Raw genomic sequence first — 19149 nt, forward strand, 5'->3', positions numbered from 1 at the left:
TGCCACCGTGGAACCCAATTCTATCGTCGTGAGAAACATAGAATCGCACTTCCACGAATCCTCGTCAAGAGTCTTTGGCACCATTTTGGTGAGCAGGTTTCTTTTGCCTTCTGAAAGGTGAGAGACGATGCAGACTGGAACTGTGACGACGCCCTTCGGGCGGCGGCCGATAACCCTTACCCTTGTCCGACGCCAGACAGCAATGGCAGAGATCAAGCAAGGAAAGACCGCAGACAAATGGAAAGTCTTCCGAGATGTGGCTGCGGCCATGGATTCGCTTGGTCTCCATTCAAATAGTGTTGCCGTTCTCGATGCGCTGCTGACGTTCCATCCCAAAAATGAACTGTGCCAGAACAACAGTCTGGTGGTCTTTCCGTCGAATACGCAGCTCGCTTTGCGGGCACACGGTATGTCTGGAGCCGCCATGCGGCGCCATATTGCAATCCTTGTCGATGCGGGCCTCATCCTGCGAAAGGACAGTCCCAACGGCAAACGTTATGCCAGGAAGGATCACACCGGAGAGATCGAAAACGCGTTCGGTTTCGATCTGTCGCCACTGCTGGCTCGTTCCGAGGAGCTGGCCGCGATGGCGCAGCAGGTTGCTACGGCTAGGGCTATGTTCCGGAGCACTCGTGAAGCTCTAACTATTTGCCGACGCGACGTGCGGAAGCTCATCACGGCGGCCATAGAAGAAGGTGCGAAAGGCGACTGGCAGGCGATTGAGGGCAGGTATGTCGAAATCGTTGGCAGAATACCACGCGCCCCAACGCTGGCGACCGTCAGCTCCATCCTCGACGAAATGCGGATGCTTTACGAAGAGATCATTAGTCAGCTGAATATTCAGGATAATTTCGAAAATAAGAGCACCAATGTCGCTCTTATCGAGCAGCACATACAGAGTTCAAAACCAGAATACCCAAATGAATTTGAACCCGCTTCCGAAAAGGACCAGGAAGCGAAGCCGAGCAAAGACAATCGACGGAGAGGTGAGCCGTTGAAGGTGTTTCCTTTGAGTGTAGTGATGAAGGCTTGCCCCATGATCGTCGATTACGGGGTTGGCAGTGGGGTTGGCAGCTGGCGCGACCTGATGGCTGCCGCGGTAGTGGTGCGATCCATGCTTGGCATCAGCCCTTCAGCCTATCAAGAAGCGTGTGAAGCCATGGGTCCTGAAAATGCTGCGGTCGCAGTCGCATGTATTCTCGAGAGGTCGACATTAATCAGTTCCCCCGGAGGCTATCTCCGGGACCTGAGCCGAAGGACGTCGCTTGGCGAGTTTTCTCTCGGGCCAATGATAATGGCTGCACTGAAGACGAATAGCGAATCGCGTACAAGGGTTGGTTAGATGTTGGCAGGTGCCAACCCTGTCAACATTTTGAATTCATTCCATTTTTCTCAAAGTGATTTTGGTGTGTGGAAATGCGCCTAGTTTGGCGATGTGGGATAACCGAATGTGGTGAGGAACCTATCAATACCCCATGTCGCCCGTCAGAGATTTGGCTCTTTAAACATGAATCTGGTTCACGTCGTTTGACGTCACCGTGAACGTGCTGTCGTGGCCCTGGCAATTCATGGTGGATGTAGAGCCCAAGCCGAAGACCTTCCTTTTAAGTTTGGCGACTGCCTGCGGACAAAAGGGTCGAAAAATTTCGGATAATATCGCTTGGAATCGGGGTCTCGCTGTTCGCAATCGGCAATAGGAAAGCCGGCTGCCGACACTGCTGCATGAAGACGCACTGGTTGCGCCCGGTCTCCATGGGCCGAAGTTGCTTCGAAGCGAATTACCCGATCTTCGAGGCGTCGCATGTGACCGGTTGCACGATATTACAGGAGGTGAGAATCACATGCCCTTCACCTGACGCCCGCAGTTACACGGCAACCTGATCGGGCACTGCCGCAAGGCCCTGATGTGAGTTTAGATTCAGGGCGGTGCCACCGCCAAGGCGAGCGCGGGCATAATCGAGGACGTTGTCGACCAGACCGCGTATTCCAAGCGAGCTGCCCTGCATCAGGCCAATCACCTATTGCCAACGGTAACTCAAGCTCTCTGTCGAAAGCATGCGCGTCGCAACCGAAATCGATGCCAATGGGTTTAGCAGATCATGGCCGAAGGATAGCGATAAACTGTTCTCGAAATTTGCCCTCTGCTAGTTGCCATTGCAGATGTTTCTCGGCATTCTCGCGTGCGTTAACGATCTGGTGCTCGTACGACGACGTCAAATTGCTTGTACGAAGATGCGTGTAACTTCCGGAGCCCGGAATGGACTAAGACGGTCAAGGCGGAAATGATGACCGGAACTGCGTACAGTATTCGACCGGCCATCCTGAAGATTTCTCATAGGCGTTTGCCATTGATCTCGCCGGCCTGGTAGCCTAGAGGCGCCGTTATACAGCTGTTAGCACGCATGATAGCGCCATCCGCGCTCACTACTAAGTAGCCGCACGATGCATCATCAAATCTTGCCCCTGACTTTCAGGCGACGGTCGGCATCGCCGGGAAAGATGTAACGCTCATCATCGTCTACATCCAGCTTACATCCTGCCCCGGTGAAAACTGTTGGGCGTCGACGCTTCGCGGCTCAAACCTGCCATGCTGAGGGGGCGACACTCTTGCCCGATGCCTGCGCGACGCGCCAGTGACAGAGAGCAGGTCAGTATTTGTTGTGCAGTCCCCGGATCCGGACGGAATGAACGAGCTTGCGCGAGAACTGGGCTACACGCTCGGCTGCCCGCTGGAACTCATGCCATATTATCTGGACGTTTGATCGCATCTTTGCCGGCCGTGCTAATCCGGAGCGAGCGGTCGTTAGCATATCTTTGATCCGGGGTCTAACGTCACAACACCAGAGCCTTCTGCAGATCGTCATGTTCGAACGCACTTGCCATCCTGTTGATCTCGGCTGACGGGGCACCGACTGCCTTCGCGGTCTCGCGCCAGGTCGCCGTAACGGTCGCGACTTCCCTGATAATCGTGCGGGCCTGCGGGAGCGAAATACCGAAAAAAGCTGATGCTGCTTCCAGGAGGTCGAGCGAGCAGGTGCCTTCATCAAGATCGATATTGGTTGTCAGCACGCGCGCCTTGATGTCGGTAGGAACAGGATTGAGATCATAGGCAGGAGAAAGCGACCAACCGGACCTGCTGAGCCACAGGAAGCCGTGGTTGCGCAGATGATCGTCGACATTGGATATCATCACATTGAAGACTACACGGCGGTAAAGAGCACGAGCATCGGTTTTGCCTTTGGCACCATGCTCGACGAGGGCATCGACAATTTCGGGATAGCTGCCTCGCTCACCGTCCCTTGCACCCATCATTGCCATGGCGGAGAGAAATGGAATTCGAAACGCTCCTTGCCGGTCGAATCGACGCGACAACATTACCTTCTTGCCTGCGATATCGACCAATTGGTGATCTGGTGTCGCAATGCCTGCCCTGCCGGCCAGCCTCAGCGCTACTTCTTCCCAAGTTTCCATGCTGTAGTCGTCAGTCTCCTTTGGAAACTTGGCAATCGACAGGTGACCGTGCTGGTCGATGACAGACGCTTTGGGGCGAGCCCCGCCAAGAGAGGACCCCGGCGCGAAAATCATCTGGAGATCCTCGTCGGTCTCTTCATCGCGCAGAATGCGCTCGGTGATCTGCAACAGGCGTCTGAGGTCAACGAGAGCTGGAACACCTGTTCCGATGGGAGCCTGAAAGTCTTCATCGCCGACCCAGCGGAACCGAAGTGCACCAAGTCGGGTCTCATCGGCAACGCCGAGAAGGTAGTCACTCTCGGTCAGGGTTCGCACCGAACGACGATCCCGTTCGGCGCTGCGTCGCTCGGTGCGCTGCATGAGGCGCCGGCCCCAGGTGTCCGGGGCTGAGTCCCCTATAGAACCAAACGTGGCGACGCCTGCCGGCGGAGCAAAAGCTCCCCGGGTCAACGCCAGCGCCGGTTCCAGCGAAAAGCGATCCGGGTCTTGAAGCCAGTCGCGATCGTATTCGAAGAGGATTGTCTCGGTGCCACGTACGCGATTACTACGCGCTAACCCGATCGGTCTTGTCCTGCCATGAAGGTCCAAATGGACTTCGAAATCAGTCATCCCGCTCCGTTCCCGGTGAGCGCCTAACATGCGCATGTTTCGGCAATTCGGCGCTTGAAAGGGCCTGCCCGACACTATCATTGCTGATGTCCGCAATTTCCCCTAGGCCGTCCAGCAGACCAAGCGCCTGGAGAACACTGGCATAGATGCCGATACTGACACTGGTATCGCCAGCCTCGATCTTCTGCAGCGTGGAGCGCGAGGTAAAGGCACGATCCGCAACTACCGCCATCGGCAAATGCCGGCGCCGCCTGGCGTCCTTAACGTCGGCACCGAGCTTGCGAAGAGCACGTCGGACAGCCGTAGGCGGGTTATGTGGTGTCGGCATTTGTCACCTTCTTACTACATATTGGATTAATGTGTAGCACCAAGCTCACAACAGCGCAAATTTCCTTTGGCGATTTGATTTGAATGGGAAGTTTGACCAGGCCGTTACGAAACAGATACGGGATGAAAGGTGCAGATGTCGATCAACAATACCCATCGGATTTGCGGCTGCCAGGACTAGCGATCAAACGGGGAAATTATTTCCGCTTAAAGTGGTGCTTTCAAGTCAGAAGTCGCGCCGCGCGGCCGCAGGGTCGCGTTGCGTTATTATAGTAGTCGGAAGCCTGCTGGACCGATCTATGTCGGGACTGCTCCATGGCCTCCGGCAAAGGAACGCCACGATTGGCGGCCTCCGTGAGATAACCCGACCGCAGCCCGTGCGCCGAAAAATCCCCGGCATCCAACCCCGCCATTTCAGCCCGCTGCTTGACGATCTGGTTGACTGCGCTCGGCTCAAGCGGCCGCACTGAGACATTGCCCCAGCGATCGACCTTCCGGAATATACTGCCCTTGTCGATCCTGGCTGCCGCAAGCCAAGCATTCAGGGCATTGACGGGTCGGCCGGTGAGATAAACGACCTCATCATGATCGGCGCCAGATGTCTTCGTGCGGCTAAGATGGATCGAAAGCGAGGGGAGGGAGAGCCATCGGGAACGTCGATAGATGGCTCGACCGTCAACTGTTCGACGCGCATGGCGGCGATCTCGCTGCGGCGCCGACCGCCCGCACAGCGAGCCGTATCGCGGACTTGAGGGCAGGGGAGGCGAAGACGCCGGTTAGTCCGCGCCACTTCGTGAGCGTCGACCACGTGGCGAGGCGCCGGCGCACGGTATCGGGTGCATGCGGGGCCAGCCGACTTTAGAAAACCTTGGCTTCGGAGGTTCTGCTCCACCTCCGCTTGTATCCCGTGATCCGGTTCGGTTTTGAGGGTTTCAACATCATGATCGGTGAGCAGTTCGCAAGCCCGTCGCGACATTCGATCGGCAGGACGCTTGCAATGGTGTCGAGCTCGTCAGCGGCGATCAACGTCAGATTTACAAAGAGAAGTCAGCGCCGTCAAAACACTCTGGATCGACTGTTTTGCCGGCGCTGACACCGTGCTTCGCGACGCCTTTCCCCGTGTCAGTCGGCCTACTCGAATGGAACCCGTTTCTCTGAAACGATGAATTTTCACCGGTCTAAGATGCGTGTCATCTCGATGGGCAGCGTACGGGTTTTTTCAGGGCAGTAGGTGGAGGGAGCTGGCAACTCATACGCCCTTTATACTCAACTGAGGTCGAACGACAGAATCGATTCTCACGCTAGCCTCGCGTAAGCGTGGCCGAATAACGACTTAGAGTAGATGAGGGGTAAAGGTTGCTTTTATGAGTCTTTTCGGAACTATGAAAACAAGCGTTTCTGGCATGAATGCTCAGGCCAACCGGCTTGGCACCGTATCAGACAACATCGCGAACTCCGGAACGACGGGTTATAAACGCGCCGAAACCACTTTCTCCACGTTGATGCTTTCGTCCGGTGGCGGGAACTATAATTCTGGTGCAGTTCAAACATCGACGTCGCGTTCAATCTCCCAACAAGGCGCACTGAGTTACACGACATCAGAAACGGACCTGGCGATCAGCGGTGAAGGGTTCTTTGTCGTAAGCGATAAGAGCGGCAGTTTTCTGCTCTCGCGGGACGGGACATTTCAGGAGAACCGAGATGGAGAGCTCGTGAACTCGTCTGGTGCCAAGCTGCTAGGCTATCCCTATACAAATGGCGAGCCGACGACGGTAGTCAATAGTTTTGATGGGCTCGAGCCCGTTAAGACGCAAGGCGGCGGAATGACTGCTGCGCAATCTACCAGGGGCGTCTTTAGCGTAAACCTACCTGCTAATGCGGAAACTGTTGGAAGCCATATCGCGAACGTTCCGCCTTCAGCAAACAGTCCATTTAGCGCTTATTCGCATTTCATACAGCTCAACGACGAGTCACCCGATTTGGGCGGTGCGGTAACGAACATATACTACACGAAAACGGCCGATGACACTTGGGAGATAACGGCTTTCGCAGACTGGGAAGGATCAGGCGCGACGTTCCCGTACGATTTGTCGAACGACGACATCTCGATGCGAACGACGACATTGAAGTTTGATCCAGTCACCGGTGATCTCTTAAGCGGAGATCCGATTCTGAGCTTTGAGCCTGAAGACCCTTCAGTGCTCGATTTTTCAGCTCTAACGGAATCGGCTGACGGCCTCGGCTCTACGCCTAAGTCATATCAAAGCTGGAACCTCCCGTCTGATGTCCCTGAAATTGACACAGCGAGCGGCGAGTTGCCGGCTTCCGCAAACACAGACGAAAGTACCTACACAACCAAAACTACCTTGAATGGTTATCTTGGTTATAGCGGATCATCCAGTCTAGATGTCTACCTGACGAAGACTGGGCCCTACACATGGGACGTTGCCGCCTATAACACCGCTGACTCCACAGCAGGCGGGTTTCCATACGGTCTCTCCGGTTCGGCACCGCTCGCCTCCACAACATTCGAGTTTGATCCGTCAACTGGGGCGATGACGAGCGCGGGCTTGCTAGAAATCCCGCTGATGTCCGGAGATACTTATCCAATCGACTTCTCTGGATCGGTTTCTTTGCCAGACGGGACGGCAGGTTGGGTAGACACTTCATCGGTCTCTTTAAATTTCAATCCGGCGGAGCCAGTCGTCGAGAAACAAATTGTCGGCGCGACCACGCCGGCTCAGAATCTCGCAACAAGCACTTTTACCAACAAGTCTTCTCTTACAACGTACGACACACTTGGAAACCGCATTCAACTCGACATTTACTATACGAAGGGTAAGGACAGCACGTGGGAAATGGCGGTCTTCAACCACGCTGATGCTTCTAGCAGTGGCTTTCCTTATGGGGCTGACGGCTCATCCCCACTGGTCACCAAAATCTTGACCTTCAATTCTGACACTGGTGCCCTTGAGGGCGAGGAACAACTCGAAATCCCTTTCGGAAGCGGTGCGCCACTGACCTTGTCGCTGGATGGGACAACCCAGCTCGCCGCGAACTTCGTGGTAGCAGCAGCTAACGTCAATGGAAGTGGGGCCAGTCCCGCTATCGGTTACGAGATCTCAGACGATGGAATTCTTTCCATGCGCTACGCCGACGGCTCCCTCCTACCGACATATCGTATCCCGCTCGCGGCCGTGGAAAGCCCTGACAACCTGACAGTATCGGGAGGTAACGCATTCTCGGCGAACGGAAGCTCAGGGGTTACTACCCTCGGTTTCCCCGGATCATCCGGCTTTGGATCGATCACGTCGGGAGCGCTTGAGACCTCTAATGTCGATCTGGCGTCAGAATTGACCGAAATGATCGAGAGTCAAAGAAGCTACTCGGCCAACTCAAAGGTGTTTCAGACAGGATCTGAGCTCCTCAATATGTTGGTTGAGCTGCGATAGCGGTGCACGAACACTAATGGCCAATAAAACTTAACCGGGGTCCGCGCTTAGAAACTCACCTGCAGCAACGCAAAAGACAAGTGCCAACATCCACGTAAGCTTTAAGCTGCGTGGTTAACCCGAGGCTGCTTCAATTGAGGCGGTCTCAGTCGTTTGCAGCTGAGGGTTTGCGCGGGAAAAACCGGCAGAACTGCTGCTTTTCGAAAAGAAAAGGTGAGAGAACCGAAAACAACCGGGTGGAGGAGATGCTGAATTTCGGCCTCAAAACAGAGTGAGTTCTCCCTGCTGATACTGTGCTCCAAGCCGGGATTCGGGTTTTGCGCTAATCGTAAAAGCGGCGCCCCTCGCGTAGCGTGTCATTTCGCTTCTCCAACCGGAACCGACCCACGTAGCGATCGGACTTTGGGGATATGCTGCCCTTGTCGATCCTGGATGCCAAGCCAGGCATTTAGCGCATCAATGGGGCGGCCGGTGAGATAAACGACCTCGTCTGTTTGGTGCGGTCGAGAACCGACAGCTACGGGAGAGTAGGGCCGTCGGGAACCTGGATCAATGGTTCGACTATCGGCTATTGATGCGAACGGCCGCGATCTCACCTCGGCGCCTGCAAGACAAGAGGCGCCTGATTGGGACTTATGGGGACCTACTCAGCTAATTATGTGTCGTGGTCTCCGGAACATCGCTATCAATGTCGAATCAGAGAGGGTTAGCATGGATAGCAGTAAACGACGCGCGGTGTTCGAGGCAGTCCGAGACAGGACTATTGGTCTTGGCCTCAAGTTCGAAGACGACCCGGTTTTCCTAGCAGCTGTCGAAGATTGGATTGTCGGAAGGGATGATGCAGCGGACCTCCGGGAGGTTTACCTATCCCTGCTTGCTCAGCGAGAACAGTCGCGGCGCGTTGAGCACTTCGTCGAACACTGCCTTAGGTGAATGTGGGCATCTATCCGGGACTAAGGGCGTTTGAGGCGCTGCTGAGACGACACCTGCAGGCATTTGTCGTACACTCCGGCACTAGACCCCGTATACGACACCGCTCTACAGAGTTTTTGTCGCGTTGCGCATTGGCAGCAAGCAGTTCTCACTGCCAGACAGCGCACCCTTTTCGCATGTCGCGTGTCCATAATGAGTACTGTCAAAGCATCCGTGCCGCTCGCCCGCTACGCCGTGTGGCATTGTTGTAATAGCTCGACGCTTGCTGCACCGAACGGTGGCGCGACTGCTCCATCGCTTCAGGCAGCGGAATGCCGCGATTGGCAGCCTCCGTCAGATATCCTGATCGCAGCCCATGTGCGGAAAACTCCCCAGGCTCGAGCCCGGCCATTTCAGCCCGCTGCTTGACGATCGCATTGACCGCGCTGGGCTCGAGCGGCCGATTGGAGAGATTGCCCCAGCGATCCACCTTCCGGAATATGCTTCCCTTGTCGATCCTGGCAGCCGCAAGCCAGGCATTCAGAGCAGTGACGGGTCGGCCAGTGAGATAAACGACCTCATCATGATCGGCGCCAGATGTCTTCGTGCGGCCGAGATGGATCGAAAGCGAGGGGAGGGGAGAGCCATCGGTAACGTCGATCGATGGCTCGATGGTCAACTGTTCGACGCGCATGGCGGCAATCTCGCTGCGGCGCCGACCGCCCGAGGCGAAAGCGACCATCATGACTGCTCGATCACGGATGTCGCGCAAGCTCTCGGTGTTGCAGGTTGCCAGCATCTTGCCAAGGACATCGCCGGTAACAGCCTTGTTGCTCTTTCGCCGACGTGGTCGGGGCGTCGCCCGCACAGCGAGCCGTATTGCGGACTTGAGGGCAGGGGAGGCGAAGACGCCGGTTAGTCCGCGCCACTTCGTGAGCGTCGACCACGTGGCGAGGCGCCGGCGCACGGTATCGGGTGCATGCGGGCCTGCCGACTTCAGAAAACCTTGGCTTCGGAGGTTCTGCTCGACCTCTGCCGGCATCCCGTGATCTGGATCGGTTTCGCGCTTCTGCGGGTCCCACAGATGATGGGCGACAAATTTCAGGAGCAGGGCTTCGGGCGCCGGCCAGGGCAGAGATTTGCCAATCGCCGCCAGCGACCAGGCCTGCAGGTAGGCAAGATCAGACGTCAGGGCTCGAAGGGTATTTTCGCCCATGCCCTCGTTGACCAGATGGCGCAGCGTTGCGACGTCCTGATCGGTGAGCAACTCGGCAAGTTCATCGCGGCGCTCGAGAGGCAGTACTGCTGCAATCGTATCGAGTTCGTGGGCACGGCGATCGACCGGGTCTGAGCCAGTGCTTGTCATGCCATCGACGACGCGGGATGCAGTTTGAGATCAGTGTGGCCGAAGTCATGCCCCTTGAACAGGAGCGGCGCCTTGGCAACAGCGGCAACAGCGTACGAGAAACAGTCGCCCATATTGAGCGCAGCTGGATGACGACCACGGCCAAAACGCTCGAAAGCCTCTTCTGCCGCCCGGTAGTGCTTCTCATCGAAAGCGACAGTCGTGACATTCGCAGTTTCGGCAAGCCGCCCGATGATTTTGGCTGCACTGACGAATCCTTTACCCGACAGGACCATCCGTGCCTCAAGCAAGGTCGGCCAGCCGATGATGACCGGCTCGCGTCCCATCAGTGGTCTGAACACATCTGCTTCCGGCTCTTTCATCGATATCGCGATAATAACAGACGTATCGACGGCAATCATATCGGCAGACCGTTCTCATCGTAGAAGTCATCGTGATTGGACGTCGTGCCGGGTGCGATATTGCGTAGATCCTCGGCTGCCAGATCCCATACGGCGTCCATGGGATAGCGGATGTTATCAGCGCGCAGCTCCTGATCGTAACGCTCAAGTGCCAGTTCGACGAGCCGATTGATCGGCTGGCCCGTGCGGCGGGAGAGGGCATGGGCCAGATCTCGGGCCTTGCTGCTGCGGATGGAGAGCTGCGGTTCGGACATGGTGCGCCTCGTTAAATCGTGGCTTCAATATAGAGATTACACCTCAGATGGCAAGAAAATTACCATAGATGGCTAACCATCGATAAGAGGTACTTATCGTTGGTTATGGGTTTCATTGTTCAGTGTTGCCTGTAATGAAACCTAAGAAGCTAATCGGTTTCGAACGTTCTAAAACTGCAAGCAGTAAGAACGCCTTAACCAGAATGGTGGAGCCACCTTAGAACTATAGCTCAACGTAAGCTGGGCAGATCCAGTGGCAGGGCCAGCCCATGGGCAGGGAAAGGCTTCAGGTGCGTGCCGCAACCAAGGAAGGAGTGGCGGAACAGGATGGTCATCGTCACCCATGCCCCACCGATCGCTAAGGTCGTGCCAGAACGACAGCTGAGCTTTTGACAGGTTCATCAGCCCGATCATGCTGTCGCTCGCCTGCCGGCCATTGCGGCTGACCGTGCCGCCGGAAATCTTTCGCTTGATGATAAAGCCGCGCAGATCTCTTTCCGGCGCATTTGTATGGAGCCGGGTTTCAGGCCGCTCCAGAACCCAAAGCAGTTCGGGCTTACGGCGCTTCGTCATGAAAGAAAAAAATCTTATAATTTACGAAAATAAGAATCCCTTCTGCCACTAAAAATGCTCCAGTTACTAGATCAACGTTCACGAGGTCATATCCTGTGTGGATGGCCCGGTTGTCGATCAATTTTCGGCAACTCCGAGCGGAACCGTTTGTACACATTGCGCCGCTTTGTCGGTTCGAATGTGAGAACATCCGAAAAAGCGAGCGGTCTCCGACCGCCCGCGTGTTTCAAAAGCTGTTTCAGCGGACGTTGGTCGCCTACACGCCGTCTACCCCCTACCGAACTCATCAACAATGCGGATGATATCGTCTTCTCCGAGATAAGAGCCGGTCTGGACCTCAATCATCTCAAGCAAAATTTTACCAGGATTTGCGAGCCGGTGGACTTCGCCCTGTGGGATGTAGACGCTCTCGTTCTCGCGAACAGTCTGCACCGTATCGCCAATCGTCACTTCGGCGGTGCCCTTGACACAGATCCAGTGCTCGGACCGGTGGTGGTGCTTCTGCAGTGACAGCTTCTTGCCGGGGGTGACGAACAGGCGCTTTACCTGGAAACGGTCGCCGTTAAGGATCGATGTATAGCCGCCCCATGGGCGATAGGAGGTCGGGTGAGTCTGCGTCAGCGCCGAAGTAGCCTTGGCAGTGGCGAGCTGCTTGACGAGCTTGCCGACATTCTGGCTCTCGTCGAGGCGCCCGACATAGACGGCGTCTTCGCTGGCAATCACGGCAACCCCCTCGAGGCCTTGCACGGCCAGATGGCCATGGCGGGACATTACGAGCGAGTTCTTCGTGTTGATGAGCGTTGCATTTCCTGAAATGACATTGCCATCCGTATCTTGGCTTCCGAGCTTCCAAACAGCATCCCAACTTCCCATGTCTGACCATGTGAAGGCAGTCTGCACGACGGCGGCACAGGCGGTCTTCTCCATAAGCGCATAGTCGATAGAGATGTTCGGGCTCGCGGAAAAAGCCTGTTCGTCGAGGCGGATGAAGTCCAGGTCGCTTGCGGCGCGCTCGACGGCGGCGATCGCGGCGGCCTCGACTTCGGGAGCATGCACCGCGAGTTCCGAGAGCACCTGGGATGCCTTGAACAGGAAGATGCCCGAGTTCCAGGCAAAGCCGCCAGCTGCCAGCATCTTTTCCGCCTTTTCAGCAGCAGGCTTCTCGACGAAGCGTTTCACCTTGGCCGCACCGGTCGCAAGCGTGTCTCCGATCTCGATATAGCCGAAGCCGGTGGCAGGCTCGGTTGGTGTGATGCCGAAAGTGACGAGCTTGCCGGATGCTGCGGTCTTCGCAGCGATACGGATCGCTTCGTCGTAATCAGCGCCCGAGACGATTTCATGGTCGGAGGCCAGCACGAGGATCAGCGCCTCCTCGCCGAACATCTTCGCGACGAAGGCTGCGGCCGATGCAACGGCGGCAGCCGTGTTGCGAGCCACAGGCTCCAGCAGCGTTGCGGAAAGAGCCACGCCGATCTCGCGTGACTGTTCGGCGGCAAGGAAGCGGAAGTCCTCGTTGGTGATGACGATTGGCGCCTCGTAGATGGCAGCGTCCGAAACACGGGAGAGCGTAGCCTGGAAGAGTGTACGGTCGCCGACAAACTGAATGAACTGCTTTGGCGCTGTAGCGCGCGACAGCGGCCAGAGCCTCGTACCCTTGCCGCCCGCCATGATGACTGGAATGATTTTGTTGGTCATGAACGAAGTCTCCGGTTCGGTACGGTGGTTTTATCGATTGATCGGGGACTAGCGAACGGGCAGCCCCCTGGCCCGAAGTGGCGTCTCAGGGCTTTTTGTTTGCTGCCCAGTTGCGGATCAGGTCAAGCCCCTGCGTGAGAAGAAGTTTCGCTTCTGCTTCGCTGGCGGCTTCGACATAGCAGCGCATTTCCGGAGCGTTGCCGGAAGGTCGAAGATGGACGATGCGCCCGTCAGAAAACGTCGCCCGCAGCCCGTCGATATCGCTCTTTGAGGCAACCGTCCCAAGGGGTGCGAGGAAGACAGCAAGATTGTCGTCGCCGGCCCTCAGATGCGTCATCATTGCCGCGCTTGTCTCAACGGGAAAATTCTCCAGCCGGTCGGCAGCGGCAAAGGTAAGGCCAAAGCTCGACGCGATAAACGACATCGGCCTGTCGCCGGCCGCCCGTAGGGCGAGCGCGGCCAGAGCGGGTAGAAAGCTGTCGCGCGTCGGCAAGGGTGCAAGTTTGCCGCCCGCAACTGCAAAGCTCGATCCCGTCAGCGTGCCGCCATTGGCCTCGAAGCCGACGACTCCGGAATGACCGCCTGCGAGCGCCTCCTGCATGCCGGCAATGACGAATGGCGAGCCGACCTTGGTGCGGATCGTCTTGAACGCGCCAGCGTTCTCGATGCCTGAATTGGAGGTGACCGGCGTCACTAGCACATCAGCACCGAGGAATTGTGCCGTGATCAGGCCGAGAAGGTCGCCGCGCAACGGTTCCCCGGTCTCGTCCGAGACAAGAGGCCGGTCGCCGTCGCCATCGGCCGACACGATCGCATCGAGCCCGTACTCCTTCGTCCAGATCTTCAACAAGGTGATTGTCTCGGCGGAAACCGCCTCCGTATCGACTGGAATGAAATGCTGCGAGCGGCCCAGCACCACGACATCGGCGCCATAGGCTCGAAGCACAGACACGAACAGGTCCCGCGCGACGGTCGAATGCTGGTAAACGCCGATCTTAAGTCCGAATAGCACGCCAGCCGGCAAAAGGGAGCCATTGCGGGCGACGAACAGCGCCTCGGCCTCGGCCGAACCATCGTCACCCGCACCGGGGGAAAAGTCGATTTCGCCTGCGTCCAGCTGGGCGGCGATCATCGTGATGCCAGCTTCGTCATTCTTGTCGATCTCGCCATCGGGGCGGTAGAACTTGATGCCGTTGCGATCGTCGGGAATATGCGAGCCGGTGACCATCAGACAAGCGGCCTTCAGCGACATGCTGTACAGCGCAAGGGCCGGCGTCGGCAGGGTGCCGCAATCGACGGGTTTCAGGCCCGCACGAGCCAGCGCGCCAACGCAGGTTGCGGAGATCGAAGGGCTCGATGAGCGGAAATCGCGACCGACCAGGATAACATCGCCCGCCCTCGCTGCCCCGATCGACAGGAGGTGCAGCGCAAAAGCCTGAGCGTAAAGCGCTGAAGCTCGGCCCTCTAGATCAGCGACAAGACCACGCAAGCCGCTCGTTCCAAATTTCATGATGTCCCTACATCAAGTTCGTTTCGTATACCAACTATTCGCTATATGAAACTCGAATCAGAATAGCTAGTGGAGACAGCGCAAGTTGGCAGATGTTGTGGCGATCGCAGAATGCCGACCAAACGGGCTTCTCCTATCGCCCTTGACCTAGGGCGATAGGCCCGGAACCTACCGTCAAGTCTTCAATTGTTGCGCGGCTGCGTGCATTTTTTTGCGATGCGGGATTTCCAAATCGATAAGATTTCTTCTATGTTCACTGTCATACCATCACTGTCGAACTGGCTTAGTGGATGGTAATCGTCGTTAGCGTTAGGTAATTTAGTGCGATGGTCAACTATATATACGAAGTTGATGCGGTTCCTTCGCCAAAAGGCGTTGATAAAGCAGGTTTGAGGCGCAATGCGATCCTGCTAGATGGCCCGTTCAAAGGAGACTACAGTTTAGCGATCGTAAACAGAAATCTAGCCAGATCATTGTTACAGTCTGGGTTTCTGGTGCGTTGCTATTCGAATGAACAAGACTGGCGCACAGACGCTAAGCTGAAGGAGATGAGCGATGTTTACGACGTAATGCTTGAAGATTATCCAGCGCCGGGAAAGTACAAGTTTCACCTTCGGAATCCTTGGCCACCTGAAACCAGTGATATGGTTGGGCAGATAAACTCTTACGTTTGCTTTGCATGGGAAGAAACTGAAATCCCGGTCTATATGGTTGAAAGGTTCAATCGTGACCTCGACTTCATGATGGTGACCTCCAATTTTGTCAAGCAGGCTCTCAAAGGGTCTGGCGTCACTATTCCGATCGATGTCATCGGCAATGGATGCGATCACGTTCTGCGCAGCGAAGAGCGTAGTTTCGCGGCTGTCAAAAAGATCGCAGCGAAGCGCGTTTTGCACGTATCGTCATGCTTCCCACGTAAGGGTGCGGAGCTTCTTGTGGATGCATATTGCGACACCTTCAATCAGAAGGATGACGTCGAGCTCTTTATCAAGACTACCCCCAACCCCCATAATCAAATCGCACGTTATGTCGAGGAAGCACTGAAGTCCCGGCCTTTCGCACCCATGATCACCGTGGTAAATGAGCACTGGGATAATTCTCATATTGCCGCACTGTACAAGACAGCCGATTTGCTCGTTGCGCCAAGCAAAGGGGAGGGGTTTGGTCTACCGTTCGCGGAAGCTATGCTCTTTGGCGTCCCCGTTGCGACAACGGCATTTTCAGGTCAAACAGATTTTTGTACATCCGACACGTCTTATCCAATTAGCTACTCGCTTGCCGCGTCCGAAAGCCATGTATCGAGCGGATATAGCCTCTGGGCAGAACCTTCCGTCGCCTCAATCCAAGCGGTAATGCGCCAGGCGCTTGGCAACCCGCAGGAGTCGAAGCGGCGCACGGAGGCGGGACGGAAGTTGATTCTCGCGGAGTTGACGTGGGCTCGAGTCGCTGAAAGAGTTGAAAAGTGCTTATTCAAAGCTCCCGAGAACGGCAGGTACGCTGTTCATCACGGGAGCGAGCCGAAAATTGACTTGATCACGACTTGGCATCAGAAATGTGGTATCGCGACCTATTCCGAGCATCTGTATTCCACCGAGATTTTCTCAGGACGAATCGGCAACATTTTCAGCAGAATTGTTCTCGATGAGGATCGAATAGAGACCAGTGACGCGTCAGACGGTAGACTTCAGAGGGTATGGAGCTACGATTATCGCGGTATTGACCGGTTAATCGCTTCTCTCCAGTCGTCGAATAATCCGATTCTGTGGTGGCAACATCATCCGGGTCATTTTTCGAACCAGGACATGCTACGCGTGACGGACGCCGTAGCCAATTCCGGATACAAGGTCTCCGTTATCACCATGCACAATGTTAAGGAGATCGCCCTTAAGGGTGAACTTCAGTGGGCCACTCGCTTCGACGCGGTATTTGTGCATTCTGCAGGCGATGCAGCCCTTCTTTCTGAAGTAGGTCAGCAGAATGTATTCGTCATACCTCACGGTTTCCAGCGGCTAGACGGCCCGAAAAAACGCGAAGGCGCAAGTTTCACGGTTGGTACGTTCGGTTTCCTTTTCAAGCACAAAAATATCGATCTTCTAGTAGCTGCTGTTGGTCGCGTACGTTCTACGGTTACTGACGACGTCCGGCTTATGCTTTTGAATTGCGTCACTGACGCTTCCCAGTCTTTGGAAGCGCAGAGGCAAACCGAAACAGTAATCGATTCTTTGAACATGCGGGAGTATGTAGAGACTGACTACTCCTTCCTCCCCGAAGAGGAGATTGTTTCGAGGCTGAGCGAATGTGATTTGCTAGTCTTCCCATATGGCGAATCTCATGAAACGGCCACCGGCGCTGTAAGAGTCGCATTGTTGGCTGGTGCGCCTATTCTCTGCTCAACATCTCCCGTGCTAAATGATCTTGCCGGGATAAGCCACCGAGTAAGAGATCTATCCGTGACAAGCCTTGCTGAGGCAATAACGATTCTTATGGGGAACAAGACAATGCTGTATCTCTACGATCTGGATGCGAAGCATTTGATGGAAGCCTTCAGTTATGAAAAGCTCGCACTCCGCTATCGCTGGTTCATTGATCAGAAGATGGGAAGGGCCAAATGACTAAGAGTGAGACAGGTCCATCCGGCGGTCAAAAGCGGAAAACGCCCTCGGCTGTCGAGTTTGCCGCCGAACCTCGGAAATTCGTGAAACACCTTGCAGAATGTATGGGTACTAGCATGGATGAAGCAACGTTGCATAAACTAAGCGAACGAATTGTTGGCGGGGCAACTCGAGAGGAGATTATCCGCAGCCTGCACAACATCCAAGGCGAACCCTATCCAGTGGACAGGGCCACAGCAGCCGTTAACTTCGCACGGTTAGGTTTCCCTGGCGAAGCACTTGTCGTAGAAAATCTGGTTTCGTTCGCCCCGATGGATGACAAAGCTTACGTGATTCACGCGTTTTCTCAAGTTCTAGTACGTCAACCCAGTGAGGTTGAACTGGCTCGCTTCACCCACCAACTCGAAGTCGGGGGTATTACAAGACTTGACTTACTTGAACTGCTGAATGACGTAGCACTGTCTGAAGGCCGCCATATCGCATGGGATTATCCGAGTAGATTTCCCCAGCCCAAGGGCTATGGAGATGCTGCGGAGACTTCCCTTTTGGTTCAAGCTAGTGGTTTCCGAGCTCTTTCTGAGAGTTCCAACGAAACACTGACCCTGTGCCGCTTTACGGGTCAGAAGTGGGAATTGGCGCCCTCAATGATCACGCGCACCGAAGATATTCGCGCAGATTCATGGGTTGTCTCGGATGGTTTTATTTTAACTGGCCCAAAGTCGACGATTGCCGACGGATTTTGGGTTGTTGAGCTTGACGTCGTGCAGCCTGAATGGGCTTCGCTCGTAGTCGACGTTGTCGCAAACGCTGGAATTGATCGGCTGTTGCATGTGACGGCTCATGGCAATGTTCGCGGAAGCTTCCGTTTTGAAAAGCTTCGGATGCATGCCTTTCCGGAGGTCCGGCTACGAGTTCAGGATGCAGTTCCCGGCCAGTGGATAAGCGTACAAAGCGTACGATTGAGAAAGATTGGTTGAGAAGTATGAAGCTGGTACAATTCAACCCTATCAGGCGGCGCAAGCGTAAAATCCATCTGGACAAGGCTAAAATCGCCCAGCGTTACGGTCGCTGGACCGAGGCCTACAGCGCATACACGATGGTTCTACGTGACGATCCAAATCGTTTCGGCATCCTCGTGCAGATGGGCCACATGAGCAAGGAGATGGGTGATTTCGAGAAAGCCGAAGGTCATTATTACGAGGCGCTAAATTTAATGCCTCTGGATTGGGACCTTCACATCCAAATCGGGCATCTCTTCAACCGTTCTGGAGAGCTCGAAAAAGCAAGAAAATGGTATGCAATAGCAAATAATATGCAGCCCACCGCCGAACTCAATGAGCTTTTGCTTACGATCGATGCTGGCCAAAATGGGGAAAATACTCGAAATTTGCGTACGGTTGCCTTGGAACAGATGGACTCCCGTCGATTTAAAGCAGCGCTGCCCAACGTTCTAGCGCTATACAAGGACCACGGACTGCGCGATTTCGACGTAATCGTAGGACATGTTTATCGCGAAACAGGGCGTTACGCCGAAGCGCGAGTTTTCTATGAGGCTTATTTTGAAAGATGTGTGACTTCTAACAGCCGTAATCTGGGTGACTCGGTTTGGCAGCTCATGAACATACTTGAGATACTGGACGAACGGCAAGCAATACTGGACCTTTTTGCACGCCTAAAACGACACTACGGCGCGATCGGAAGCTATTTCGATTTTGGTGCTGAACAGACTGAGCTTCTTAAAAGCCATGTAGGTAAAATGTATGGCGTCTTTGAAGGCCGATAATAGTGCATCGGAGATTCCCGGTTAACTCCCAAATGGTACAAACTGGTCTCTTGCTCTCGAATTCGCGAGCCAACGAGATCGATGAGAAGATCGACGAGTTGAGCTTTATTAAACATCGGTACACTTCATTGTGAGTAGCGTTAAGGTCGAATTCCGCGTGAAATTGTTTGCGCAGCTAGCACCG

At 55.2% G+C, this 19149-nt stretch carries 13 protein-coding genes and 1 pseudogene; 5 read left to right on the forward strand and 9 right to left on the reverse strand.

Annotated elements, in window-relative coordinates; translation table 11 throughout:
* Positions 1–127: 127 nt before the first annotated feature.
* Positions 128–1342 carry a plasmid replication protein RepC gene (repC, locus tag IFT59_RS21875; RefSeq protein WP_192088257.1) on the forward strand — a complete coding sequence of 405 codons (1215 nt, stop codon included), beginning with the start codon at positions 128–130 and terminating at the stop codon, positions 1340–1342.
* Between the two features lie 1490 nt (positions 1343–2832).
* On the opposite strand, the gene IFT59_RS21880 is transcribed toward repC, so the two are convergent.
* From IFT59_RS21880 to IFT59_RS21890, 3 genes and pseudogenes are all read right to left on the reverse strand, one after another.
* Positions 2833–4080: a type II toxin-antitoxin system HipA family toxin gene (locus IFT59_RS21880; RefSeq protein ID WP_192088258.1), complete on the reverse strand. Its 1248-nt coding sequence runs from the start codon at positions 4078–4080 to the stop codon at positions 2833–2835.
* A complete protein-coding gene (locus IFT59_RS21885; RefSeq protein WP_192088259.1) occupies positions 4073–4408 on the reverse strand; it encodes a helix-turn-helix domain-containing protein in 336 nt (111 codons plus the stop codon). Before IFT59_RS21885 ends, IFT59_RS21880 begins: the two co-directional genes overlap by 8 nt.
* A gap of 220 nt (positions 4409–4628) precedes the next feature.
* Positions 4629–5406, reverse strand: a pseudogene (locus tag IFT59_RS21890) (tyrosine-type recombinase/integrase).
* Between the two features lie 365 nt (positions 5407–5771).
* Between IFT59_RS21890 and IFT59_RS21895 the strand changes: the two are divergent.
* Positions 5772–7859, forward strand: a complete 2088-nt coding sequence (locus tag IFT59_RS21895) for a flagellar hook-basal body complex protein (protein ID WP_192088260.1) — start codon at positions 5772–5774, stop codon at positions 7857–7859.
* A gap of 1135 nt (positions 7860–8994) precedes the next feature.
* Here the strand turns inward: IFT59_RS21895 and IFT59_RS21900 are convergent.
* From IFT59_RS21900 to IFT59_RS21925, 6 genes are all read right to left on the reverse strand, one after another.
* The gene (locus IFT59_RS21900) at positions 8995–10137 is read right to left on the reverse strand and encodes a site-specific integrase (protein ID WP_192088261.1); all 1143 of its coding nucleotides are present in this window, start codon (positions 10135–10137) and stop codon (positions 8995–8997) included.
* Positions 10134–10538 (reverse strand): type II toxin-antitoxin system VapC family toxin, encoded by a 405-nt coding sequence (locus IFT59_RS21905; RefSeq protein WP_192088262.1) that lies wholly within the window; start codon positions 10536–10538, stop codon positions 10134–10136. Before IFT59_RS21905 ends, IFT59_RS21900 begins: the two co-directional genes overlap by 4 nt.
* Positions 10535–10792, reverse strand: a complete 258-nt coding sequence (locus IFT59_RS21910; protein WP_158481325.1) for a type II toxin-antitoxin system VapB family antitoxin — start codon at positions 10790–10792, stop codon at positions 10535–10537. Before IFT59_RS21910 ends, IFT59_RS21905 begins: the two co-directional genes overlap by 4 nt.
* Before the next feature lie 168 nt (positions 10793–10960).
* On the reverse strand, positions 10961–11365 hold the full coding sequence (locus IFT59_RS21915) for a hypothetical protein (RefSeq protein ID WP_192088263.1): 405 nt from the start codon (positions 11363–11365) through the stop codon (positions 10961–10963).
* 267 nt (positions 11366–11632) lie between these two features.
* On the reverse strand, positions 11633–13060 hold the full coding sequence (locus IFT59_RS21920) for a mannose-1-phosphate guanylyltransferase/mannose-6-phosphate isomerase (RefSeq protein ID WP_192088264.1): 1428 nt from the start codon (positions 13058–13060) through the stop codon (positions 11633–11635).
* Positions 13061–13145: 85 nt separating this feature from the next.
* Entirely contained in the window at positions 13146–14570 is a 1425-nt protein-coding gene (locus tag IFT59_RS21925; protein WP_192088265.1) for a phosphomannomutase, read from the reverse strand.
* Between the two features lie 326 nt (positions 14571–14896).
* On the opposite strand from IFT59_RS21925, the gene IFT59_RS21930 reads away from it, so the two are divergent.
* From IFT59_RS21930 to IFT59_RS21940, 3 genes are all read left to right on the forward strand, one after another.
* Positions 14897–17182 (forward strand): glycosyltransferase family 4 protein, encoded by a 2286-nt coding sequence (locus tag IFT59_RS21930; RefSeq protein WP_192088266.1) that lies wholly within the window; start codon positions 14897–14899, stop codon positions 17180–17182.
* Between the two features lie 116 nt (positions 17183–17298).
* Positions 17299–18159: a hypothetical protein gene (locus IFT59_RS21935; RefSeq protein WP_192088267.1), complete on the forward strand. Its 861-nt coding sequence runs from the start codon at positions 17299–17301 to the stop codon at positions 18157–18159.
* Positions 18160–18164: 5 nt separating this feature from the next.
* Entirely contained in the window at positions 18165–18965 is an 801-nt protein-coding gene (locus tag IFT59_RS21940; RefSeq protein ID WP_192088268.1) for a tetratricopeptide repeat protein, read from the forward strand.
* The last annotated feature ends 184 nt before the right edge of the window (positions 18966–19149 follow it).

The organism is Rhizobium sp. CFBP 8752, from assembly GCF_014842035.1.
GTDB classification, from domain to species: domain Bacteria; phylum Pseudomonadota; class Alphaproteobacteria; order Rhizobiales; family Rhizobiaceae; genus Neorhizobium; species Neorhizobium soli.